The following is a 23,343-nucleotide window of genomic DNA, read 5'->3' as shown; positions in this document are numbered from 1 at the left end:
GTGAGGGAGCGCGCCGCCTCACCAAGAACAGAGAACCGCGCCTGTTTGGGGAGATCGATGGGCGCGGGGCACACCCAGGTAGGACACAGAATATGACGTTGCGCACCAGCCGCACCATCCTAGCCGCCACTGCAGCCTTCGCGCTCAGCACCGCGGCGCTGCACGCCGAAATGGCTGACGACGAACTCGTCATCAACGGCGACACCCCGATCACGGTGAAGGCGCCCGCCGCCGATCACCTCGAAGGGCACCTCGACGAGGTCTATTCCGGCTGGCTCTTCCGCACGGACGAGACCCGCGCGATGGAACAGGACGACTTCGACAACCCGATCATGATCTTCGCCGAGCAAGGCCAGGAAACCTGGTCGACCGCTGACGGCTCCGAGGGCAAGTCCTGCGCAGATTGCCACGGCGACATCAGCGAAGGCATGAAAGGCGTCCGCGCCTCGATGCCGAAGGTGAACGAAGCCGGCAAGCTGTGGTCGATGGAAGATTACATCAACGATTGCCGCACCAACCGCATGGGCGCCGAAGCCTGGGGCTGGGACAGCACTCCGATGCATAACATGACCACCGCAATCGCGGTCGAGTCGCGTGGCATGCCCGTCAGCGTCAAGATCGACGGCGACGCTCAGCCTTTCTGGGAGAAGGGCAAGGAGATGTACTACACCCGCTACGGTCAGCTCGAGCTGTCCTGCGCGTCGTGCCACGAAGAGAACTACGGCAACTACATCCGCGCTGACCACCTCAGCCAGGGCCAGATTCAGGGCTTCCCGGTCTACCGTCTGAAGAACGCGGGCGTGGTGTCGATCCACAACCGCTTCAAAGGCTGTATCCGCGATACGCGTGCGGAAACCTACAGCCCCGGTTCGGACGAGTTCCGCAATCTTGAGCTCTATGTCGCCTCGCGCGGCCTGGGTCTCGATATCGAGGGCGGCGGCGTCCGTCCCTGACCTTTGACTTGATGCGCGGGGCAGGGGCCTCCCTGTCCCGCGCGTTTCGTTTCAACATATTCAATTTTTAATATCTGTCTGAATTTGTTTGTCAATTTACCCGAATGAAACGACCGCCGGGCGCACGGGCCCGGTGAGAAGAAGGAGACACATCGCATGATTTCCCGGCGGGAATTTCTTCAGGCGAGCTTGGCCGCCTCGACTATCCTCGGTGCTTCGGGCCTGTCGCGCTGGTCGCGCGCCATGGCGCAGCAGTCGCTGACTCAGGACCAGCTCCTGCAGTTCGAGCCGCTGGGCAACGTCACGCTGATCCACATCACCGACATCCACGCGCAAGCGATGCCGATCTATTTCCGCGAGCCGGAAATCAACCTCGGCGTGGGTGAGGCCAAGGGCCGTCCGCCGCATGTCACCGGCGCGGACTTCCTCAAGATGTTCAACATCGAGCCGAACACGCCTGACGCCTACGCGCTGACCTACGAGAACTTCACCGATCTCGCGAAGTCCTACGGCAAAATGGGCGGCATGGACCGCGTGGCGACGATCGTGAAAGCGATCAAGGCCGAGCGTCCCGACGCGCTGCTTCTCGATGGCGGCGACACCTGGCATGGCTCGATGGTCGCGCTGAAGACCAAGGGCCAGAACATGGTCGACGTCATGAACACGCTCGGCGTCGAGGCGATGACCTCGCACTGGGAATGGACCTATGGTCAGGACCGCGTGAACGAGATCGTCGACGGCCTTCCCTTCCCCTTCCTCGGCGCGAACATCTTTGACGCCGAATGGGACGAGCCCGCTTACGAGCCCTACAAGATCTTCGAGCGTAACGGCACGCAGATCGCGGTCATCGGTCAGGCCTTCCCCTACATGCCGATCGCGAACCCCGGCTGGATGTTCCCCGACTACTCCTTCGGCATCCGCGAAGAGCGTATGCAGGCGGTGGTCGACGAGGTCCGCGAAAAGGGCGTCGATCTGGTCGTCTGCCTGTCGCATAACGGCTTCGACGTGGACCACAAGATGGCGAGCCGCGTGAAGGGCATCGACGTGATCCTCACCGGTCACACCCATGACGCCATTCCCGAGCCGGTCCTCGTGGGCGAGACGATCCTGATCGCCTCGGGCTCGAACGGCAAATTCGTCTCCCGCGTCGATCTCGACGTGCGCGACGGCAAGATGATGGGCTTCCGCCACAAGCTGATCCCGATCTTCTCCGACGTGATCGAGCCCGACAAAGAGATGACCGACGTCATCATGGGCCATCGCGAGCCCTACAAGGCCGAGCTCGAGGAAGTCGTGGGCGAGACCAACTCGCTGCTCTATCGCCGCGGCAACTTCAACGGCACCTGGGACGACCTGATCTGCGAAGCGATGCTGTCCGAGCAGGACGCCGAGATCGCGATGAGCCCGGGTGTGCGCTGGGGGCCGTCGCTGATCCCGGGGCAGAAAATCACCATGGAAGACGTGCTCAACGCCACTTCGATGACCTATGGCGAGAACTATCGCACCGAGATGACGGGCGAGCTGATCAAGACCATTCTCGAAGACGTGGCCGACAACATCTTCAACACCGACCCCTACTACCAGCAGGGCGGGGACATGGTTCGTGTGGGTGGCATGGGCTACCACATCGACGTTTCGAAGCCGATCGGCGAGCGGATTTCCAACATGACGCTCCTGAAGGACGGCTCCGATATCGACCCGGCACGCAACTACGTCGTGACGGGCTGGGCCTCGGTCAACGAAGGCACCGAAGGGCCGCAGATCTGGGACGTGATCGCCGATCACCTGCGCAAGATCAAAACCGTTGACTTGAAACCGAATGACTCGGTGGTCGTGACCGGCGTTTAAGCCGGTCCCGCCCGTCGATGATTGCGCCCCGCAGGGGGTTAGAGACTGGAGGAAAACACATGGACGACAAGGAACGCCAGGGCAACCCGGCCACCAATGCCGCCCTCAGCCGCCGCGGGTTCCTCCGCGCAGGGGCTGCGGTCGGTGCGATGGCCGCAGGTGCTGGTGCCGCGCGCGCGCAAACGCAACCCGATCCGTTGATCACCGAAGTTCAGCCTTGGGCTTCGGGCTGGGGCGACGGGGTCGATGCAACCCCCTATGGCCTGCCGATCGAATTCGAAGATGACGTCATCCGCCGCAATGTCGGCTGGCTGACGGCGGATACGATTTCGTCGATCAACTTCACGCCGATCCACGCCCTCGACGGCACGATCACCCCCACCGGCTGCGCTTTCGAGCGTCACCACTCGGGCGCGATCGAGCTGAAGAAGGAAGACTACCGCCTGATGATCAACGGCCTCGTCGATAAGCCGCTGGTCTTCACCTACGAGGATCTGGAGCGTTTCCCGCGTGAGAACCGTACCTACTTCCTCGAATGCGCCGCGAACTCGGGCATGGAATGGGCTGGCGCACAGCTCAACGGTGCGCAGTTCACCCAGGGCATGATCCACAACATGCAATATTCGGGCATCCCGCTGCGGACGCTGCTCGAAGAAGCGGGGATCACCAATCTCGGCGACCAGATCAAGGACAAGTGGGTCTATGCCGAAGGCGCCGACGCGTCCTCGAACGGCCGCTCGATCCCGCTGGAGAAAGCGCTCGACGACTGTCTCGTGGCCATCAAGGCCAACGGCGAGGCGCTGCGCAAGGAGCACGGCTATCCGGTGCGCCTCGTGGTTCCGGGCTGGGAAGGCAACATGTGGGTGAAGTGGCTGCGTCGCCTAGAAGTCACCGACGAGGCCGTGCAGTCGCGCGAAGAAACCTCGAAATACACCGACACGCTCGCCGATGGCACGTCGCGCAAGTGGACCTGGGTCATGGACGCCAAATCGGTCGTCACCTCGCCCAGCCCGCAGATGCCGATCAAGCACGGCAAGGGTCCGCTGGTCATCACCGGCATGGCCTGGTCGGGTCGCGGTCACATCACCAAGGTCGACGTGTCGATCGATGGCGGTGCGAACTGGCAGGAAGCTCGTCTGGCCGAGCCGGGCGTCGACAAGGCGGTCTCGCGCTTCTACCTCGAGATCGACTGGGACGGTTCGGAGATGCTCCTTCAGTCCCGCGCTACCGATTCCACCGGCTACGTTCAGCCGACCAAGGACGCGCTACGCGCGATCCGTGGCGAGAATTCGGTCTATCACAACAACGGTATCCAGACCTGGTGGGTCAAGGAAAACGGGGAGTCCGAGAATGTCGAAGTGTCGTCGTAATCTGCTGCTGGCCACGCTTCTGGCCGCTCCGCTCGTCGCGACGCCCGCTCTGGCCGAGAAATACGGTCTGGGGCGCGAAGCGCTGCCCGAGGAAATCAACGCCTGGACCGTCGAGGTCTTCCCCGATGGCAAGAACCTTCCCGAAGGTTCGGGTTCGGTTGCCGATGGTGAGAAAATCTTCGCCGACAACTGCGCGGCGTGCCACGGCGACTTCGCCGAGGGTGTCGACAACTGGCCGAAACTGGCCGGGGGCGACGGGACGCTGGCCAACAAGGACCCGGTGAAAACCGTCGGTTCCTACTGGCCCTACCTGTCGACCGTCTGGGACTATGCGCACCGCTCGATGCCGTTCGGCAACGCGCAGACGCTGACCGTCGACGAGACCTACGCCATCGTCGCCTACATCCTCTACTCGAACTATCTCGTGGAAGACGATTTCGTCCTCACGAAGGATAACTTCCTCGACGTGGAGATGCCGAACGCCGATGGGTTCATCGTGGATAACCGCGATGAGGTCGAAGTGCCGAAGTTCTCGGAAGCCGCTTGCATGAGCGATTGTAAGACCGACGTGCAGATCACCAAGAAGGCGACCATTCTCGACGTGACCCCCGATGAGGGCAACGGCGAGGACACGGCGGCTGCCGATACTGCGGCGGAAACCGACACGGCCCAAAGCGATACGGCCCAAACCGACACTGCCGAAGCTCCGGCGCAGGACGCTCCGGCGGCTGCGGAGGAAGCCAAGGCAGAGGCCGCACCGGCGGAAAGCCTCTCGGCTGACCCGGAGCTGGTCGCAGCTGGCGAGAAGGTCTTCAAGAAGTGTAAGGCTTGCCACCAGGTCGGCGAAGACGCGAAGAACCGCGTCGGTCCGGTGCTCAACGGGCTGATCGGGCGCCAGGCCGGGACGGTTGACGGCTTCAAATACTCGAGCGCGATGAAGCAGCACGGCGAGGACGGTCTGGTTTGGACCGAGCAGACGGTCGAGGAGTATCTCGCCGATCCGAAGGGCTACATTCCGAAGAACCGGATGTCCTTCGCCGGTCTGAAAGACCCCGAAGACGTCAAGGCGGTGCTCGCCTACATCGAGAGCCAAGGTGGCTAATACCCTCCCCGGGCGGGGGCTTCGGTCCCCGCTCACTTAAACCGACAGGGGCCTTCCGCCTGATCGTGTTTCGACGCCCGCGCTCCCCGCGGGCGTCTTTTCATTTCGTACCGCGTCTGGATTGCCTTCCGCCGGCGGGGTTGCAGCTCGCCGCTCCCCGGGGATACTTGCACCAAACCACGGGGGCAGGAATGGATCTGGAAGCACGCGCGCGCGAATTGTTCGACATCGGGGTGAAGACGGCCGACCCGGCAGCGGGGGTGACCCGCGCGATGGGCTGGGCGATGGAGAACCCGCCGGGGCCGGGCGGGCGCTGGCAGGTGGTCGCGCTCGGCAAGGCGGCGCTAGCGATGACTGCGGCGGCGCTGGACGCGCTGCCCGAAGAGGCGCAGGCGCTGGTTGTCACCAACCCCGAGAATGCCGAAGCGGCGCCCCCGCGCGCGGGCGTTACGCTGATCGCGGGCGACCACCCGGTGCCGGGCGAGGGCAGCGAGCGGGCTGGGCGCGCAATTCTGGAGTGCCTGCAGGGCTGTGGGCCGGAGGATCGCGTTCTGGCGCTGATCTCCGGCGGCGGCTCCGCGCTGGCCGTCGCGCCGGTCGAGGGGCTGAGCCTGTCGGACAAGGCCGAGGTCAGCCGCCTTCTGCTCGGCTGCGGGGCGGATATCACGCAGATGAACCTGATCCGTCAGCAACTTTCCCAACTCAAAGGCGGCGGCTGGCTGCTTGCCAGCGCGGCCCCGGTGACGGGACTGATCCTGTCCGACGTGCCGGGCGACGATCTGCGCGTGATTGCCTCGGGGCCGACGGTCGAGCCGATCGGTACGCGGGCTGAGGCGGCGCAGCTTTGCCGTGATCTCGGGATCTGGGAGGCTTTGCCCGCCCCTGTGCAGGCGCATCTTGATGCCTCCGGCGCCGAGCCCGCGCTCCCCGCTGCCCGCAACCGTTTGATCGGGGCGAACGGGCTGTCGGTCGCGGCGATGGTCTCTGCAGGCGCCGAGGTGGCGCCCTTCGCGCTCGACGGGGACGTGGCCGATCTCGCGCCGCAGATTGTGGCTCTGCTGCGCGATATGCCCGCAGGCGCTTTGGTCATGGGCGGTGAGACCACCGTTACTATCAAGGGTGACGGCCGCGGCGGGCGCAATCAGGAGCTGGCGCTGCGGGTGGCTTGCGCGGCGGAGGCGGCCGGGATCGAGGGCGCGTGGCGCTTCCTCTCGGGCGGCACCGATGGCCGTGACGGGCCGACGGATGCGGCGGGTGGTCTGGTGGGGCCGGGGACTTGCGCGGCGGCGCGGGCGGCGGGCGTCGATTGCGATGCGGCGCTTGCGCGCAACGACAGCTATCACGTCCTGCAGGCGGCCGATGCGCTGCTGATGACGGGGGCGACCGGCACGAATGTGGCCGATCTCGCGGTTTTGGTGAAAGGCTAGCTTAGCCGCGCTCTGCTTCGGCGGAACGCATCATCGGGCGCAGGCGGAGATAGGCTTCGCGAATGGCGGCGACGGTGATGATCGCGAGAGCGAGTGTGTCGAAAGCAACCATGCGTGTTTTCCTCGTAACGAAGCCTGAGTGGCGCGGCCTGAGCGGCGGGCGCCCTCGGAGCCTCGGCAAAGATTGAGGCGCAAAAAAGGCAGGATCACGACGATTGCGGGCCGTGCCTGCTCAGCGTTCAAGGATCAGCGTGCCGCGTGCGAATTCCACCTTCGCGAAGCGGGTGAGATAGGTCATGCCCAGAAGCGAGGTATCCATCGATCCGCGATTGACCACGGCGCGCAGGTTGCTGTCGTGGATCGGCCCCAGATCGAAGCGCTCCAGCCGCACCGGCGCGGTCGCGACGATGCCATTGGCGGTGCGCGCCTGCCCGATATAGGCGAGATCGGAAGTGTTGATGCCCGCGCGCTCTGCGGCGCGCTGGGTCAGCACGATCTGGCTCGCGCCGGTATCGACGACGAAGCGGATCGGCGTGCCGTTGACCTCGGCGGTGAGGTAATAATGCCCGTCGGGCGCTTGCGGCACCTCGATCCGGCCATCGCGCATCACCGCCTGATCGGGGATCGAGACTTGCCGCTGGATATCGGTCCAAAGCCCGACCGCGGCGAGCGTGCCGAGAAAGATCAGCCCCCAGATCGCGGCCTGTTGCATGGTGCGACCGGGACGGCGGCGGATTTCGAGCACGAAATACCCGCCCACGGCGACGAGCAGGAGGCTCAGATAGACCAGCCGTCCCCAGTTTTCGCTGATGATCGTCTCCACCATGATCCTCGTTACCCCTACCGATCTCTTTCAGATAGGTCCGCTCAGGTGACTTTCCCAGAGGGCGGATTGCCTCAGCCGGTCGGGACGCCGCCCATCAACCCCGCACCGTGCAGCCCGTCGAGGATGAACTGGATCGCCAGCGCGGCCAGCAGCATCCCCAGAAGCCGGGTGACGACCATCGTGCCGGTGCGCCCCAGCGCGCGCTCGATCGGCGTGGCGAGCAGGAACATCACGAGGACACAGCCCAGCACCAGAAGCATCATGGCGATGATCGCCACGACATGCAGCCAGTCGCCGCCCTCGCGCCCTGCCAGCAGGATCATCGTGGCCATCGCGCCGGGGCCGGCCAGCAGCGGCGTCGCCAGCGGGAAGACGGACGGATCGGTCTCGGGGTCGGCCTCGTGCTCCTCGCCCTGCGCCTCACGGCGCTTGGTGCGGCGCTCGAACAGCATGTCGAGCGCGGTGAGGAACAAAAGCACCCCGCCCGCGATGCGGAAGGCGGGCATGGAAATGCCGATCCCGGCGAGTATCTTGTCGCCGAAGATGCCGAACAGCGTCAGCAGCACGGCGGCGATGATGAGCGCGCGGAAGGCGATGCGCAGACGCGCGCGGTGGCTTTCGCCCAGCGTCAGCGCGATGAAGACCGGGGCCAGACCGATTGGATCGATGATGACGAAAAGCGTCACGAAAGCAGTGATGTATTCGGCACCGATCACGTAGGGGCATCCCTTCCAAGTTTCGCAGGCGAGCCTAGCGTCATCCCCGATCCCCCGCCAGCCCTTCCCCGGCGTCTTCGGGAGAGGCTTCGGCGGGCGCAGAGGGCAGGGCGGCGCGGATCTTCGCGGCCAGACTCGCGGCCCCTCCGGCAAGGCGCGGATCGTCCACCGCCTCGGCCAGATCGAGCAGGTGATCGAGTGCCGCCAGCTCCTCTCGGGTCAGCACCAGAGGCGGCAGGCCCACGGCCCGGCGGAGGATGTAGCCCACGCCGCGTTCCCCCTCGACAGGCACCCCATAGGCCGAGATTTCCGCCATGTCGCGCCAGATCGTGCGGGCGGAAACGCCCAGCCGCTCGGCCAGGTCGCTGGCGCGATGCATCTTGCCGTCGCGCAGGATAGCGATGATCTGTTGCAGCCGCTCGTCGCGGGTCATGGGGCTCTCCGATAGGGTCGCGAGAAGGGTAACGCGAGGGCGGGCAACTGACAATGAACTGTCAGTAATCTGCCCCTCAAAGCCCCGTTTGGGCGGAATCGGTCTAGGATTGAGGCCCGCATGATCCTAAAACTCGGGACCGACATAAGGCGCGGGCGGCGGGCCCGTGACCAGAGGAGAGACAACAATGCTCAACAATATCGGCCTTCCCGGCCTTCTTCTGATCGCCGTCGTGGTTCTGGTTCTTTTTGGCCGCGGCAAGATTTCCTCGCTCATGGGTGAAGTCGGCAAAGGCATCACCGCCTTCAAGAAAGGCGTGAGCGACGGCTCGAAAGAAATCGAGGACGGCACCGTCGACGAGGCACGTGACGTGACCCCGGCTGACGAAGTCCAGAAAGAAAAAGACAAGGCCTGAGCCTGATCGCATTCGGGGGTTGCGGGCTGGTGCCCGTTTGCCTTTGCGTCCTCAATCGGCCGGAGGCCTGAGCACTCATGTTAGACATCGGTTGGAGCGAGCTTCTGCTGATCGGCGTCGTGGCGCTGATCGTCGTGGGGCCGAAGGATCTGCCCAAGATGTTCCACCAGCTTGGCCGCATCACTGCGAAGGCCAAGGCGATGGGGCGCGAGTTTTCGCGGGCGATGGAAGATGCGGCGAAGGATACCGGGCTTGATGAAGCCGCGGGCTCCGTGCGCGATCTGAAATCGCTGGCGTCCAAGAAATCGCTCGGGCTCGACGCGCTGGAAAAAGCGACCGATGCGTTCGAGAAATGGGAGCCGGGCCGGTCCGAGAGTGGGAAGACCTCGCTCAAGCCCGATCCCGAGGCGGAGCCGCCCAAGCCTGAGGCAGCCCAACCCGAGGCGAGCCCGGCCGAGACGGCCAAACCCGAGACATCCAAGACGGCAAGCAAGCCGGCGGCCAAGCCCGCTGCGAAGAAAGCCGCGCCGAAGACCGCAGCCAAGACTGGCGCCAAGACGACTGGCACCAAGACGGGCACTTCGACCGCAGCGAAATCCAGCGCCAAGCCGGCAACCAAGTCGAGCAGTAAACCCGCCGCGAAAACCGGTGCCAAACCGGCGGCCAAAAAGACGGCGGCGAAGAAACCCGCCGCGAAGAAGGGTGACGCATGAGCGACAATAACGAGATCGAGGAAAGCTCGGCCCCGCTGATCGAGCACCTTGCCGAACTGCGCACGCGCATCCTCTATTCGCTGGGGGCCTTCATCGTCGCGATGGTGGTCTGCTACACGGTCTGGAACCCGATCTTCAACTTCCTGACCCGCCCGGTCTGCTCGGCACTGGAATCGCGCGGCGAGCAATGCGGCCTCTACCTGATCAAGCTGCAGGAAGGCTTCTTCGTCGCGATCAACATCTCTTTCCTCGGCGGTTTTGCCCTGGCTTTCCCGATCATCGCCTATCAGATGTGGCGGTTCGTGGCGCCGGGCCTCTATCGCAACGAGAAGAACGCTTTTCTGCCCTTCCTGATCGCCTCGCCGGTGATGTTCTTCCTTGGCGCGGCGTTTGCCTATTACATCATCCTGCCGCTGGCCTTTAACTTCTTCCTCGGCTTCCAGCAGGGCGAGATCGGCGCGACTTCGGGCGCGAACGAGATGGCCGCCATCGGCTTCCAGGGTTCGGTGCAGGAATATCTCAACCTGACGATCAAGTTCGTCATGGCTTTCGGGATCTGCTTCCAGCTGCCCGTGCTGCTGTCGCTGATGGGCAAGGCGGGGCTCGTGTCCTCCGAAGGTCTCGGCAACATGCGCAAATACGCGGTGGTCGCGATCCTCGTGGTGGCGGCGATCGCCACGCCCCCGGATGTGATCTCTCAGGTCATTCTGTTCACGGTGGTTTACGGTCTCTACGAGATTTCCATCCAGCTCGTGAAACGGATCGAGAAGACCCGCGAAGCCCGGATGCGCGCCGAAGGCACCTGGATCGACCCCGACGAATGGGACGATGACGAGGACGAAGAAGACGAGAAGGACGGCAAGGCATGAGTGACGCGGCGCTGAACCGGATCGCCACGGCGCTGGAGCGGCTCTCGCCCGCTCCGCAGCCCGCCCCCGACTTCGCCTCGGCCAGCGCCTTCATCTGGCACACGGCACCGGATCGGTTGGAGCCCGTGCCGCAGGTGAACCGCGTCGACCTCAGCCTGCTGCACGGCATCGACCGCTCGCGCGACACGCTGCTGGCCAACACGCTGCAATTCGCGCGCGGGGCGGCGGCGAACAATGCGCTTCTCTGGGGCGCGCGCGGCATGGGGAAATCTTCGCTCGTGAAAGCGGCCCACGCCGCGGCGGTGGCCGAAGGGCTACCGCTGAAACTGGTGGAGCTTGCACGCGAGGATCTGCCGTCCGTCGGCCGTCTGCTCGCGCATCTGCGCGACGCGCCCGAGATGCGCTTCATCCTGTTCTGCGACGATCTCTCGTTTAGCCATGACGACCAGCATTACAAATCGCTGAAAGCGGTGCTGGATGGCGGGATCGAGGGGCGGCCCGCGAACGTGATCCTCTATGCCACGTCGAACCGGCGTCACCTGATGCCGCGCGACATGATCGAGAACGAACGTTCGACCGCGATCAGCCCGTCCGAGGCGGTGGAAGAGAAAGTCTCGCTATCCGACCGTTTCGGTCTGTGGCTGGGCTTCCACCCGTGTTCGCAGGACGAATACCTCACGATGATCCGCGGCTATTGCGACAGCTACGGCGTGGAGATTTCCGACGAGGAACTGCGCGCCGAGGCCATCGAATGGCAGGCCACGCGCGGGGCGCGTTCGGGCCGTGTGGCATGGCAGTATTTTACCGATCTGGCCGGGCGGCGCGGCGTCGCGCTGTAAGCGCGCCTCGCCGCATAACTGGCGTCGCGGGCAGGGGGCTCAGACCCCCAGCCGATCGCGCAGCGCATACCACCACGACCCCGCGACCGAATAGGGCACGCGGAAGGTGCGCCCGCCGGGGAACGGAATCCAAGGCAGTTTCGCAAACGTGTCGAACCGGGTCAGATCGCCGTTGATCGCCTCCGACAGGATGCGTCCGAAAGTATGCGAGCCGGTGACGCCGTGGCCCGAGTAGCCATGCGCGAAATAGGTGTTCTGCCCGATCCGGCCCATCTGCGGCACGCGGCTGAAGGAGAGCGCGAAATTGCCCGACCAGGCGTAGTCGATCTTGGTGCCCTTGAGCTGCGGGAAGACCTTCTCGAGGTTCTTCCAGAGCTTCGCCTTGATGTCCTTCGGATCCGCCCCGCCATAGACCGTGCCGCCGCCGAACAGCAGGCGGTTGTCGGCGGACATGCGGTAATAGTCGAGGATGTAGCGCACGTCCTCGATACAGGCATCGGACGGCATCAACTCGTGGGCCTTCGCCTCGCCCAGCGGTTCGGTCGCCATCACCTGCGTCGAGACGGGCATCACGCGGCGCTCCAGCGTGGGCACAACATGGCCGAGATAGGCATTGCCGCACAGCACAAGCGTCTTCGCGGTGATCTGGCCCTTCGCGGTCTTGATCACCGGGCGAGCGGCTTCGGTGTCGACGGAGGTCACAGGGGACATCTCGTAGATCGTGCCGCCGAGCTTCTCGACGGCCGCCGCCTCGCCAAGCGCGAGGTTTAGGGGATGCAAATGTCCGCCCTTATGGTCGATCATGCCGCCCGCATAGAGGTCGGAATTCGCATGCTCGCGCATCTGCTCGCGGCTCAGCATCTCCTGGCTTTCGATGCCGTAGCTGCGCCAGAGCTTCCAGCGCGCTTCCAGCTCATGCATGTGCTTCGCCGTCAGCCCCGCGAAGACATTGCCGGGCTTCAGGTCGCACTGGATGTCATAGGTTGCGACGCGCTCGCGGATGATGTCGCCGCCTTCCATCACGAGGCCGGCGACGAAATTCGCGGTGTCCTGTCCGTAGCGGCTCTCGATCACGTCGAGGCTCGCGTTCAGCCCGTTCACGACCTGACCGCCATTGCGGCCCGAGGCGCCCCAGCCGATGCGCGCGCCTTCGACGACGGTGACGCTGTAGCCTTTTTCAGCCAGATGAAGCGCGGTCGAGAGGCCCGAGAAGCCCGCGCCGACGACGCAGATATCTGCCTCCTGATCGCCCACCAGTTCCGCGCGCAAGGGTGCCGGGTTGGCCGAAGCCGCGTAGTAGCTGCCGGTATGGCTGCCGTCGCCCGCATAGGGGTGGGTCTGATGGGTCATGTCGCGCACTCGTCTGAAAGGGGCGTTTGGCTTTCGGTGCCACGCGCGCGCGCCAAGCGCAAGCGGGCTCAGCCCGCCCGCGTCAGCATCCCGAACAAATCGCGCGGATCGTCGGGGTCTGCCATAAGATCGAGCATCTGCGCGTAGTCGCCATCCTTCACGCGGTCATGGATGTAGCGGAGCGCGCTGAAATCCTCGATCGCGAAGCCCACGGAATCGAACAGTGTGATCTGTTTCGCGTCGCGTCGGCCCTCGGCCTCGCCGCGCATGACCTTCCACAGCTCGGTTACCGGATGGTCTTCGTCGAGTGCCTGGATCTCGCCCTCGATGCGGGTCTGCGGCGGGTATTCGACGAAGATCTCCGAGCGGGTGAGGATGTCGCGATGCAGTTCGGTTTTGCCGGGGCAGTCGCCGCCGATCGCGTTGATATGGATGCCGGAGCCGACCATGTTGTCGGTCAGGATCGTCGCATATTGCTTGTCAGCGGTGCAGGTGGTGATGACCTGCGCGCCTTCGACAGCTTCCTCGGCCGAGCGGCATTTGGTGACGTTGAACCCTTGCGCGGTCAGGTTCTTCGCGGCCTTCTCGGTCGCCGTCGGGTCGATGTCATAGAGCCGCAGCGTGTCGATGCCGCAGATCGCGCGGAAGGCCAGCGCCTGAAACTCGCATTGCGCGCCATTGCCGATCATGCCCATGACCGTCGCGCCCTTCGGAGCGAGGTATTTGCCCACCAGAGCCGAGGTCGCCGCGGTACGCAACGCCGTCAGCATCGTCATCTCGGTCATCAGCAGCGGGTAGCCCGTCGCGACCGAAGACAGCACGCCGAAAGCCGTCACGGTCTGGTGCCCGGTGCGGCCGTTCTTGGGGTGGCCGTTGACGTATTTGAAGCCGTAATTCTCGGCGTCCGCGGTCGGCATCAACTCGATCACGCCCTCCGCCGAATGGCTCGCCACGCGCGGCGTCTTGTCGAAATCCGGCCAGCGGCGGAAATCTTCCTCGATATAGGCGGCGAGGTCGCGCATCACCTGTTCGGGGCCGATCTCGTTCACCAGCTTCATCATGTTGGCGACGGAAACGAAGGGCACGAAAGCCAGTTTGGAGGGGGCGAGAGGTGACATATCCATCAAAAGCTCCGTGTCATGCGGTCGAGAACGCGGCGGCCAAAGAGGCTGGCTGCGAGGTCGCACAGCAGTTTCGCGGTGCGGCCGCGTTCGTCGAGGAAAGGGTTGAGCTCGACAATGTCGAGCGAGGTGACGAGGTCGCTGTCGCCGACCTCTTCCATGATCAAATGCGCCTCGCGGAAGGTGGCGCCGCCCGGCACGGTGGTGCCCACGGCGGGCGCGATGCTGGGGTCGAGGAAATCGACGTCGAAGCTGACATGCAGCAGGCCGTTGGCTTCGCGCACGCGGTCGAGAAAGGCGCGCAGCGGGGCCAGCACGCCGGTCTCGTCGATGGCGCGCATGTCATGGACTTCCAGGCCGATCTGCTTGATGCGCGCGCGCTCCGCCGGATCGACCGAGCGGATGCCCATCATGCAGAAATTCTTCGGATCGATGCTGGCTTCCAGTGGCGGGAAGGCCTCGAAGTCGGGTTGGCCGGTGACATAGGCCACGGGGGTGCCATGCAGGTTGCCGCTGGTCGTGGTCTCCAACGTGTGCAGGTCGGGGTGGGCATCGAGCCACAGGACGAACAAGGGGCGATCTTGCGTCTTCGCATGCCGCGCGAGGCCGCTTAGCGTGCCCGCGGCCAGCGCGTGATCGCCGCCGATGAAGATCGGGCGGTCATGGGTCTGCGCGGCATCGAAAGCCGCCTGCGAGAGCGCCTCGATCCAGGCACGGGTTTCGGCCAGATCGTGGATCGCGGGGTTCTTGTGCGGCACCGGCTTTTGCGGGGGGATCGACAGGTCGCCCAGATCATCCACCTCCCAGCCCAGCTCGGTCAGGATGTCGCCCAGCCCCGCGATGCGCAGACTGGCCGGACCCATGATGCAGCCGGGTTGCGAAGCGCCAGTTTGAATAGGCGCGCCCAGAATCGAAACTGTGCGTGTCATCGAGATCTCCCTTGTTGGTCTTAGTCTGACGAAATGGCGCAGAGGTTTCGCTTGTCAATTTGCGCAAATCGGAACTAAAATTGCGCAAAACGATCAATATACTGCGCAAAACGGAGGGAGCATGCAGCTCGATGATACGGACCGTGCGATCCTTGCGGCTCTGCGCGAGGATGCGCGGCTCTCCATCACCGATCTGGCGCTGCATGTCGGCGTCTCGCGCACCACTGCCCGGACACGTCTGGAGGCGTTGATCGCCTCGGGGCAGATCCGCCGCTTCACCATCGAGACGGAGACCGACGTGGAGGGGCAGGTGCGCGCGATCACGCTGGTCGAGTTGCAGGGCAAGATGTCGCGCGCGGTGATCCGGGCGCTGCATCGCATTCCGGAGGTGACAACGGTCTTCGCGACCAATGGCAACTGGGATCTGGTGGCGGAAATCCGGGCCGAGACCCTGGGCGAATTCGACCGGGCTTTGCGTGATATTCGGGAAATTCCGGGGGTGCTCAACAGCGAAAGCTGTCTGCTGCTTGCGCCTGTCGCCGGCTGAGCGGGCAGGGCGCGCGGGCGGGCCGAAACATCTCCGGCCCGCCGCAAAAGATCAGTTGAGGTAGGGCATCGGATCGACGGAATCGATCCCCTTGCGGACCTCGAAATGCAGATAGCCCTGATCGCCCGACGCGACCTTGGCGATAGTCTGGCCGCGCTTGACGCTCGCGCCTTTTTTCACCGTGATGCCGGTCACGTTGTAATAGACCGTCACCAGATTGTCGGGATGCTTGATCGCGAGGAAGGCGACATCGTCGGTGTCCTGGCTGATCAGCAGCACGGTGCCGCTCTCGGCGGCTTTCACCGAGGTTCCGGCCGTGGCCGAGATGTCGACGCCGTCGTTCGAGCCCTTCTTGTAGGGGCGGATGATCGAACCCGGCACCGGCATCGCCATCTTCGACGTGTCCGACGCCTTGGTGCGATCGGTGCTCATGTCCGGGGTCTTCGTCTTGACCGGCTCGGACGCTTTCGGCGGCGTCTTCTGGGGCAGGGGCTCTGCTGCGGACGGCGGCACCGGGGTCGGTGAACCGGTGCCCGGCGCAGTCGTGGCCGTTGCCGTTTCGACCTTCGCGGGCTGGCGGCTCGACGCGACCGGGATGATCAGCACCTGACCTTCACGCACGCGCAGATCGTTGGGCAGTCCGTTCCATTCGGCCAGCGCCTTCACCGGCACCGAGTAGTAGCGCGCGATGGAATAGGCGGTCTCGCCGCGTGCGACCTTGTGGCGGATCGGCTCGGCGCTGTTGGTGGAGACCGGGGCCGAGGCCGGCGTCGGTTTGGCGGGCTGGTTCGCCTGCGATCTATCGATCGCGTTCGAGGCGAGCGAGGTGATGTCGATCGTCTCAGAGGTCAGGGCACTGGAGTTGCCCGGCGTCGCGGAGCCGCCCGTGGTCGCGACCTTGTTGGGCAGGGCCAGCACTTCGCCCGCGTTCAGCACCGCATCGGGCGAGACCGCGTTGTAGCGAGCCAGCGCGCCGGGATCGGTGCCGATCCGCTGCGCGACGGAATTGACCGTATCGCCGCGGCGCGCCACGACGACCTGATAATTCGGGTAGGTGATGATGCCCTGCGCGTTCGGGCGCGGGCGGTCCTGCACCGCCTGCCGGGCGGCGGCGCTCGTGTCGAGCCCGCCATTGCCATAGCCGCGCATGTCCAGATCGAACCCGTTCGGGTTACAGGCGGCCAACGCCGTCAGCGCGACGCCACCTGCCAGGATCAGCCGCAGCCGGGAAATCTTCGTTGCCATCCGCTCGTCCTCACTGTCTCTCAGACCTCTTCGGGGTCCGTTCTTACCTGCCACTTAGTCGTTTGCCACGCCCTCTACGAGGGGAACAAAGCGCACCGGACGTAATTCTTCGTAATCGAAACCCGTCTCGAGCCGGCGCACCCGGATCAGGCTTTGCACCGTGTCCGACTGGCCCACGGGCAAAACCATGATACCCCCGATCTTCAGCTGGGCCAAGAGCGGCCCGGGCGGGTCTTCCGCGGCGGCAGTCACGATGATTCGATCAAAGGGCGCCTGATCGGGCAGCCCGTGCGAGCCGTCCCCGGAAATCGCGACGATATTGGTGAGCCGCAGCGCGTTGAAGACGCCTTCGGCCTCGCGCACCAGCCTGCGATGCCGGTCCACGGTATAGACGCGGCGGGCGAGCTGGCTCAGGATCGCGGCCTGATAGCCCGAGCCGGTGCCGATCTCGAGCACGGTGTCGCGCGAGCCCACATCCGCGGCTTGCGTCATCAGCCCCACGACCGAGGGCTGCGAGATCGTCTGCCCGCAGGCGATGGGCAGGGGCATGTCCTCATAAGCGCGGTCGGCGAAGATGCCGCGCACGAACTGGCCGCGGTCGATCCCCTCCATCGCGTGCAGCGTGCGCGCGTCGGTCACGCCCTTGGAGCGCAGTGCGAAGAGGAACCGCATCTTGCGCTCGGCCAGATCCTCTTCCGCATCCTCGCTCATCCCAGACGGGCCTCCAGATCGGCGATCACGTCATGCGCCGTCAGATCGGCGCGCATCGGCGTGACCGATATATAGCCGTCGAGATTGACGGCGGCATCGGTGCCCGGCTGCGTCGGGGTGTGCTGCGGGCCGCCCTTGATCCAGAGGAAACGTCGCCCCGAGGGCGCGTGATGCGCCTCGGTCGAGAAGAAGCAATCCTTGCGGAAGCCCTGCGCTGCGACCTTGTGGCCTTTGACGTCTTTGGCCAGCACCGGCGGGAAGTTGACGTTGTAGAAGACCCGGTAATCGCCGTCGTCCCAGATGCCCTGATCGATCAGCTTGCGCACCAGCGCCGCGCCATGGACCCGGGCCGCCTCGAACATGTCGGGGGCGTTGAAGACCTCGGGGCCGATGAATTGCGACAGGGCGATCGCGGGCACGCCTTGCAGCGCCGCCTCCATCGCGCCGCCCAACGTGCCGGAATAAAGCGCGTTGTCGGCGGAGTTGTTGCCCCGGTTCACGCCCGAGAGCACCAGATCGGGCCGTTGCTCCTCCAGCACGTCATACAGCCCAGCCATCACGCAATCGGCGGGGCTGCCTTCGGCGGCGAAACGACGCTCGGCCAGTTTCGAGATCATCATCGGCCGGGTGTAGGAAATGCAATGGCCGACGCCCGATTGCTCGAAAGCCGGCGCGACCGTCCAGACCTCGCCATCGGGGCCTGCCAGTTCTTCGGCGATCTCGCCCAGAACGGCCAGTCCCGGTGCGTCGATCCCGTCGTCATTGGTGATGAGAATACGCATGCTGCCCCCAGTTCGCCGTCGCGTCACCCGATGCTTACCGTGCGGCGGATGAAGGGTAAAGCGGGGGCGGGCGACAGCGCGGATGTGTCGCCAAAGCGCCGCAGCCGGAGGGCATTTCGGCGGCGCTTTGGTCGTTCTCAGAGCGTGTCGAGGATGCGCCGTGCCTCGGCGTGGCGATCGGCCAGCGCCTCGCGATCTTCGCCGGGGAAGAACCGTCCGCGCAGCGCGGTCGCCATCGGCGCAGGCTCCGCAATCACCACGCGCGGCCCGATCTTCACGGTCTCGGCCTGCCACGAGCGCATCATCGCCATCTGCGCGGCTTTCGTAGCCCCATAGATGCCGAAGAATTTCTGCCCTGCACGCGGATCGTCGAAGGCCAGCGCGGTGCCTTCGCGCGCGAGCAGCAGCGGCTCCATCAGCCCGATGAGCTGCGCGGTCGCGGTCACGTTCACCTTGACCGAATTGGCCAGTTCCTTCGCGTCGATATGCCCGGTCGGCGAGAGCGGTGCGGCATGGATCGCCGTGTGCACCCAGAGATCGAGCCCACCCCAGCGCGCGCCGATCGACTGCGCGAGATGCGCCATCTGATCGGGTTCGGTCACGTCGAGCGGACCGAGCGAAGCGGTGCCGCCCTTCGCCTGAATGCGGTCGTCGAGCTCTTCCAGCGCGCCGGTGGTCCGTGCGACGGCCATGACATGCCAGCCGTCTGCGGCCAAAGCTTCGGCGATCGCCCCGCCAAGGCCACGCGAAGCGCCTGTGACAAGCGCCAGTTTCTTGCCCTGCGAAGGGTCTTGGGTCTGATCCGTGCTCATGGCGCGTTTCTTGCCACCACACCCGGCGTCGCGCAAGCGTGCAGATGCACGTCCCGCGCCTTTCCCGCTGTTTTGCAGACTGACGGGCGAGCGCGTTGGGCAGCTTTACAGTGCTGGCCTCCTGGCCGGGGGCGGCGCTACGCTTTGTCCTGAAGTCGGGCGAGGGCGGCGGCGCACATGCCCGCGCTCAGCCATTGGCATTCGGCGCAGATCGTCTGATGCACATCGGCGGGCAGGGCGGCCATCCGCTCCAGCGCCTCGCCCCATGTCAGCAGATCGCCCGGCGCAATCTCCAACGCCTCGGCATGGGCCGCGTCCAGACGGTCGATCTTCGCCTGCGCGGTGCAGCCTGATCCGCGCCGCGACGGGCAGGGGCCGCAGATATCATCCGCCGCGCCCACCACCTCGATCTCCACCGCCGCGCCGTCCGCGCGCCGCAGGCGTCCTTCGACGATCTCGGTCATATTCGCGGTGAAGAGATCCGAATATCCCTTCCCCTCGAAGCCAAGCGAGCAGAGGAAATGATGCGGGCGATATGTCAGACGGTCAGCCATGTCTTCGCTCTTGGGTAAATATCCCGGGGGATGAATGGCGCAGCCAGAAGGGGGCAGCGCCCCCTTTTCCCGGTATCAGAATAGAAAATGGGCCGGAAGGTCTCCCCTCCGGCCCGCAATGATTTGGCTTACGCTCAGCGCTTGGCGATATCGACGTAATCGCGATAGGTCGCGCCGGTGTAAAGCTGACGCGGGCGACCGATCTTGCCGGTCGGATCTTCGATCATCTCTTTCCACTGCGAGATCCAGCCGACGGTGCGCGAGAGCGCGAAGATCGGGGTGAACATCGAGGTCGGGAAGCCCATCGCCTCGAGGATGATGCCCGAGTAGAAGTCGACATTCGGATAGAGCTTCTTCGAGACGAAATAGTCGTCCTCCAGAGCGATCTTCTCGAGTTCCTTAGCGACCTGAAGGGTCTCGTTGTCGTGGATGCCGAGCAGGTCGAGCACCTCGTCCGCCGATTCCTTCATGACCTTCGCACGCGGGTCGAAGTTCTTGTAGACGCGGTGGCCGAAGCCCATCAGGCGGAAGGGGTCATCCTTGTCCTTGGCGCGCTTGATATATTCCGGGATCTGATCGACGGTGCCGATTTCGCGCAGCATCTCGAGGCAGGCCTGGTTTGCGCCGCCGTGGGCGGGGCCCCAGAGGCAGGCGATGCCGGCTGCGATACAGGCGAACGGGTTCGCGCCCGAGGAGCCTGCCAGACGCACGGTCGAGGTCGAGGCGTTCTGCTCGTGATCGGCGTGGAGCGTGAAGATACGGTCCATCGCCTTCGCGAGCGCCGGCTCGATCTTGTAGTCTTCGGCCGGGACCGAGAAGCACATATGCAGGAAGTTCTCGGCGTAGCTCAGCTCGTTCTTCGGATAGACGAAGGGCTGACCGATCGAATACTTGTAGGCCATCGCGGCGATCGTCGGCAGCTTCGCGATCAGACGGATCGAGGCGACTTCGCGCTGCCACGGGTCCGAGATGTCGAGGCTGTCGTGATAGAAGGCCGAGAGCGCGCCCACGACGCCGACCATGGTCGCCATCGGGTGGCTGTCACGGCGGAAGCCCTGGAAGAACTGCTTCATCTGCTCGTGGATCATCGTGTGACGGGTCACGCGATATTCGAAATCTTCCATCTGCTGCTTGCTCGGCAGTTCCCCGTAGAGAAGCAGGTAGCACACTTCGAGATAGTGCGATTCCGAGGCGAGCTGGTCGATCGGGTAGCCGCGATACAGCAGCTCGCCCTTGCCACCATCGATGAAGGTGATCTTGGACTCGCAGGCTGCGGTCGAGGTGAAGCCCGGATCGTAGGTGAAGACGTCGGCTTGACCGTAGAGCTTGCGGATATCGAGCACGTCGGGACCAGCCGAGGGCGAGAGCACGGGAAGCTCATAGGTTTGTCCGTCAAGCGAGAGCGTGGCGGTCTTCGAATTGTCTGCCATGTAAATTCCCTTTCATCCTCCGGCTGGGCCGCGCCGGTCTATCGCGTCCGGACAGGCGTCCGGAGAGGGCGGCCAGGCCTCAGGCCGCCTGATCGTCGAGTCGTGCCAGAGTTTCCTCTTGGCCCAAAACGAGCATCATATCGAATACGCTGGGGGTAGCCGCTCGCCCCGCCAAGGCCGCCCGCATCGGAGCAGCGACCTTCCCAAGGCCCAGTCCGTGCGCTTCGGCAACCTGTCCGACGGCGGCTTCCAGGTCTTCCCGCGACCAATTAGCGCGTTGCAGCGCAAAGGTCAATTCACTCAGTATACCACGGGATACATCATCGAGCGCCTTGGCCGCTTTCTCTTCGATCTCGATCGGGCGCTGCGTCAAAGAGAAGTGCGCCTTTTCAAGAAGTTGCGGCAACATCTTCGCCGACCCCTTCACGATGGGAAGCGTGCGCATAAGCGCAGATTTCTGTGCGTCACCCAGCGGGGGTTTTTCTGCAGCTGCGAGATAACCTTCGATTTCGCGCAGCAATTCGGCCTCATCGGTGATCGCGATATGCTGGCCGCAGATATTTTCGAGCTTCTTGAAATCGAGCCGCGCCGGCGCCTTGTTGATGCCGGTGATGTCGAACCATTCCTTCGCCTGCTCATCGGTGAAGAATTCGTCGTCGCCATGGCTCCAGCCGAGCCGCGCGAGGTAGTTGCGCATCCCCGTCGCCGGATAGCCCATCGCCTGATACTGCTCGAGGCCGACCGCGCCGTGGCGTTTCGACAGCTTCTTGCCGTCGGGGCCGTGGATCAGCGGGATATGCGCGAAGGTGGGCACGTCCCAGCCCATCGCGCGATAGACCAGCATCTGCCGCGCGGCATTGACGAGATGGTCGTCCCCGCGGATCACATGGGTCACGCCCATATCATGGTCATCGACGACAACGGCCAGCATGTAGGTGGGTGTGCCATCAGAACGTAAACAAATCATGTCATCGAGCTGATCGTTGCGGATCGTCACCTCGCCCTGCACGGCGTCGGTGATCACGGTCGTGCCCTCGCGGGGCGCTTTCAGACGGATCACGTAGGGCGCATCCGGATGCGTCGACGGATCGGCATCGCGCCACGGCGAGGGGAACATCTGCCCCTTGTTCGCCGGGTCCTCGCGGAAGGCCGCGATCTCTTCCTGCGTGGAGAAGCACTTATAGGCGTGGCCTTTCTCCAGCATCTGATGGGCGACCTCGGCATGGCGGGCCGCGCCCGCAGCCTGGCTCACCACGTCGCCGTCATAGTCGAGCCCCAGCCATTCGAGCCCCTGAAGGATCGCCGCCGTGGCCTCGGGGGTGGAGCGTTCGCGATCGGTATCCTCGATACGGAGCAGGAATTTGCCGCCGCGCCCACGGGCATAGAGCCAGTTGAACAGGGCCGTGCGCGCACCGCCGATATGCAGATAGCCGGTGGGAGAGGGGGCGAAACGGGTGACAATCTGGTCGGACATGTCGGGACCTTTCTTCGCGGGCTCTTACCGGCCCGCGTTAACCTATCGGAAACCATCAAGCGCATAGGCTTTCTCGGCTCGATGCATAAGCAGGGACGGGGCCGAGGACAAGCATGGCGATCAATGCCGAACCCGGCGACTGGGCGCAGGCGGAGGGCGCGACGGGCGCGGGCCGCGCTCCGCGTCTGATCGCGGCGCTCTTCGGGGGGCTCTCCGATCCGCTGGGCGCGCTGGCGCGGGCCCGCGCGCAGCTTTTTCTGTGGATGCCAGTGGCGCTCGGCGTCGGGGTCGGTGCGTATTTCTCCCTCGGGATCGAGCCGGGATGGCCTATCTACCTGAGCACGCTCGTAATCTGCGCGCTCTCTCTCGCGCTTTGGCTGCGCGCTGCGGCATGGTTTCGGCTGCCCGCGGCGCTGATCGCCCTTGCGGCTCTGGGGCTGTTGCTCGCAGGGCTGCGCGCCCATCTCGTTGCCGCCCCGGTGCTGCAGTATCGCTATTACGGCCCCGTCAGCGGGCGGATCGTGAAAATTGACCGCGCGCGCTCCGACCTGATCCGGCTGACGCTGGACCGGGTGCGGATCGACCGAATTCCGCCCGCCAAGACCCCGGCGCGGGTGCGCGTGACGCTGCACGGCGATCAAAGTCAGTTCAGCCCCGAGCCCGGCACGCAGGTCATGCTCACGGCGAATCTCTCGCCCCCGCCGCCGCCAGCGGCCCCAAGGGATTACGATTTTCGCCGCACCGCTTGGTTCGATCGCCTCGGCGCGATCGGTTATACCCGCGCGCCGGTGCTGCGCATTGCGCCACCCGATCCCGGCGACTGGGCGATGGCGGCGCATCGGGCGCGGATGCGGCTCTCGGCGGCGATCCAGGCGCG

Annotated in this window: 24 protein-coding genes; 11 read left to right on the top strand and 13 right to left on the bottom strand. The window is 64.8% G+C overall.

The features are described from left to right. The first annotated feature begins 92 nt into the window (after window positions 1-92). The 5 genes from soxA (at window position 93) to B3D39_RS07280 (ending at window position 6,700) form a co-directional block, all read left to right on the top strand. A complete protein-coding gene (gene soxA, locus B3D39_RS07300) occupies window positions 93-953 on the top strand; it encodes a sulfur oxidation c-type cytochrome SoxA (protein WP_078520150.1) in 861 nt (286 codons plus the stop codon). 156 nt (window positions 954-1,109) lie between these two features. After that, window positions 1,110-2,801, top strand: a complete 1,692-nt coding sequence (gene soxB, locus B3D39_RS07295) for a thiosulfohydrolase SoxB (protein ID WP_274962541.1) — start codon at window positions 1,110-1,112, stop codon at window positions 2,799-2,801. Window positions 2,802-2,860: 59 nt separating this feature from the next. Next, the gene (gene soxC, locus B3D39_RS07290; protein ID WP_078542823.1) at window positions 2,861-4,171 is read left to right on the top strand and encodes a sulfite dehydrogenase; all 1,311 of its coding nucleotides are present in this window, start codon (window positions 2,861-2,863) and stop codon (window positions 4,169-4,171) included. Beyond that, complete coding sequence (locus B3D39_RS07285; protein WP_274962542.1) at window positions 4,152-5,273, top strand: c-type cytochrome; 1,122 nt, start codon at window positions 4,152-4,154, stop codon at window positions 5,271-5,273. Before soxC ends, B3D39_RS07285 begins: the two co-directional genes overlap by 20 nt. Before the next feature lie 191 nt (window positions 5,274-5,464). After that, window positions 5,465-6,700: a glycerate kinase type-2 family protein gene (locus tag B3D39_RS07280; RefSeq protein ID WP_274962543.1), complete on the top strand. Its 1,236-nt coding sequence runs from the start codon at window positions 5,465-5,467 to the stop codon at window positions 6,698-6,700. 232 nt (window positions 6,701-6,932) lie between these two features. Here the strand turns inward: B3D39_RS07280 and B3D39_RS07275 are convergent, their stop codons facing one another. The 3 genes from B3D39_RS07275 to B3D39_RS07265 all read right to left on the bottom strand — a co-directional run bounded on the left by B3D39_RS07275 (window position 6,933) and on the right by B3D39_RS07265 (window position 8,675). Next, window positions 6,933-7,526 carry a retropepsin-like aspartic protease family protein gene (locus B3D39_RS07275; RefSeq protein ID WP_078520145.1) on the bottom strand — a complete coding sequence of 198 codons (594 nt, stop codon included), beginning with the start codon at window positions 7,524-7,526 and terminating at the stop codon, window positions 6,933-6,935. Between the two features lie 71 nt (window positions 7,527-7,597). Next, window positions 7,598-8,242 carry a MarC family protein gene (locus tag B3D39_RS07270; protein ID WP_078520144.1) on the bottom strand — a complete coding sequence of 215 codons (645 nt, stop codon included), beginning with the start codon at window positions 8,240-8,242 and terminating at the stop codon, window positions 7,598-7,600. A gap of 40 nt (window positions 8,243-8,282) precedes the next feature. Continuing rightward, window positions 8,283-8,675, bottom strand: coding sequence for a helix-turn-helix transcriptional regulator (locus B3D39_RS07265; protein WP_078601715.1), 393 nt, complete (start codon window positions 8,673-8,675; stop codon window positions 8,283-8,285). Between the two features lie 187 nt (window positions 8,676-8,862). Between B3D39_RS07265 and B3D39_RS07260 the strand changes: the two genes are divergently transcribed. The 4 genes from B3D39_RS07260 (at window position 8,863) to B3D39_RS07245 (ending at window position 11,511) form a co-directional block, all read left to right on the top strand. Next, on the top strand, window positions 8,863-9,090 hold the full coding sequence (locus tag B3D39_RS07260) for a twin-arginine translocase TatA/TatE family subunit (protein WP_078520142.1): 228 nt from the start codon (window positions 8,863-8,865) through the stop codon (window positions 9,088-9,090). A gap of 77 nt (window positions 9,091-9,167) precedes the next feature. Then, complete coding sequence (tatB, locus tag B3D39_RS07255; protein WP_078601716.1) at window positions 9,168-9,803, top strand: Sec-independent protein translocase protein TatB; 636 nt, start codon at window positions 9,168-9,170, stop codon at window positions 9,801-9,803. After that, entirely contained in the window at window positions 9,800-10,672 is an 873-nt protein-coding gene (gene tatC, locus B3D39_RS07250) for a twin-arginine translocase subunit TatC (RefSeq protein WP_078601717.1), read from the top strand. The genes tatB and tatC overlap by 4 nt, the downstream gene beginning before the upstream one ends. Then, a complete protein-coding gene (locus B3D39_RS07245) occupies window positions 10,669-11,511 on the top strand; it encodes an ATP-binding protein (protein WP_274962544.1) in 843 nt (280 codons plus the stop codon). The genes tatC and B3D39_RS07245 overlap by 4 nt, the downstream gene beginning before the upstream one ends. 39 nt (window positions 11,512-11,550) lie before the next feature. On the opposite strand, the gene B3D39_RS07240 is transcribed toward B3D39_RS07245, so the two are convergent. From B3D39_RS07240 to rocF, 3 genes are all read right to left on the bottom strand, one after another. Beyond that, window positions 11,551-12,861 (bottom strand): NAD(P)/FAD-dependent oxidoreductase, encoded by a 1,311-nt coding sequence (locus tag B3D39_RS07240; RefSeq protein WP_274962545.1) that lies wholly within the window; start codon window positions 12,859-12,861, stop codon window positions 11,551-11,553. 68 nt (window positions 12,862-12,929) lie between these two features. After that, window positions 12,930-13,979, bottom strand: a complete 1,050-nt coding sequence (locus tag B3D39_RS07235) for an ornithine cyclodeaminase (RefSeq protein ID WP_152844997.1) — start codon at window positions 13,977-13,979, stop codon at window positions 12,930-12,932. Window positions 13,980-13,984: 5 nt separating this feature from the next. Next, on the bottom strand, window positions 13,985-14,911 hold the full coding sequence (rocF, locus tag B3D39_RS07230; RefSeq protein WP_274962546.1) for an arginase: 927 nt from the start codon (window positions 14,909-14,911) through the stop codon (window positions 13,985-13,987). 121 nt (window positions 14,912-15,032) lie between these two features. Here rocF and B3D39_RS07225 point away from each other — a divergent pair, with 121 nt between their 5' ends. Then, on the top strand, window positions 15,033-15,458 hold the full coding sequence (locus B3D39_RS07225) for an Lrp/AsnC family transcriptional regulator (RefSeq protein WP_274962547.1): 426 nt from the start codon (window positions 15,033-15,035) through the stop codon (window positions 15,456-15,458). Between the two features lie 51 nt (window positions 15,459-15,509). Here the strand turns inward: B3D39_RS07225 and B3D39_RS07220 are convergent, their stop codons facing one another. The 7 genes from B3D39_RS07220 to gltX form a co-directional block, all read right to left on the bottom strand. Continuing rightward, window positions 15,510-16,703, bottom strand: a complete 1,194-nt coding sequence (locus tag B3D39_RS07220) for a LysM peptidoglycan-binding domain-containing protein (protein ID WP_274962548.1) — start codon at window positions 16,701-16,703, stop codon at window positions 15,510-15,512. A 54-nt stretch (window positions 16,704-16,757) separates the two neighbouring features. Beyond that, window positions 16,758-17,414: a protein-L-isoaspartate(D-aspartate) O-methyltransferase gene (locus tag B3D39_RS07215; protein ID WP_078520134.1), complete on the bottom strand. Its 657-nt coding sequence runs from the start codon at window positions 17,412-17,414 to the stop codon at window positions 16,758-16,760. Beyond that, window positions 17,411-18,196 carry a 5'/3'-nucleotidase SurE gene (gene surE / locus B3D39_RS07210; protein WP_078542835.1) on the bottom strand — a complete coding sequence of 262 codons (786 nt, stop codon included), beginning with the start codon at window positions 18,194-18,196 and terminating at the stop codon, window positions 17,411-17,413. The genes B3D39_RS07215 and surE overlap by 4 nt, the downstream gene beginning before the upstream one ends. Window positions 18,197-18,333: 137 nt before the next feature. Further along, window positions 18,334-19,008, bottom strand: a complete 675-nt coding sequence (locus B3D39_RS07205) for an SDR family NAD(P)-dependent oxidoreductase (RefSeq protein WP_078547783.1) — start codon at window positions 19,006-19,008, stop codon at window positions 18,334-18,336. A 137-nt stretch (window positions 19,009-19,145) separates the two neighbouring features. Beyond that, window positions 19,146-19,562: a DUF1284 domain-containing protein gene (locus tag B3D39_RS07200; protein WP_078571935.1), complete on the bottom strand. Its 417-nt coding sequence runs from the start codon at window positions 19,560-19,562 to the stop codon at window positions 19,146-19,148. 134 nt (window positions 19,563-19,696) lie between these two features. Continuing rightward, window positions 19,697-20,992, bottom strand: coding sequence for a citrate synthase (gene gltA / locus B3D39_RS07195; RefSeq protein ID WP_078520131.1), 1,296 nt, complete (start codon window positions 20,990-20,992; stop codon window positions 19,697-19,699). Between the two features lie 79 nt (window positions 20,993-21,071). Next, window positions 21,072-22,466 (bottom strand): glutamate--tRNA ligase, encoded by a 1,395-nt coding sequence (gltX, locus tag B3D39_RS07190; protein WP_286789555.1) that lies wholly within the window; start codon window positions 22,464-22,466, stop codon window positions 21,072-21,074. Window positions 22,467-22,579: 113 nt separating this feature from the next. Here gltX and B3D39_RS07185 point away from each other — a divergent pair. After that, on the top strand, window positions 22,580-23,343 hold a 764-nt coding region (locus tag B3D39_RS07185), incomplete at its 3' end, for a DUF4131 domain-containing protein (RefSeq protein ID WP_286789554.1).

Origin of the sequence: Thioclava sp. UBA3469 (assembly GCF_002378135.1) — a bacterium.
In the GTDB taxonomy this organism is placed as follows: Bacteria; Pseudomonadota; Alphaproteobacteria; order Rhodobacterales; family Rhodobacteraceae; genus Thioclava; species Thioclava sediminum.
The sequence above is the reverse complement of the archived record's forward strand: the minus strand, read 5'-3'. Positions and strand labels throughout refer to the sequence as shown.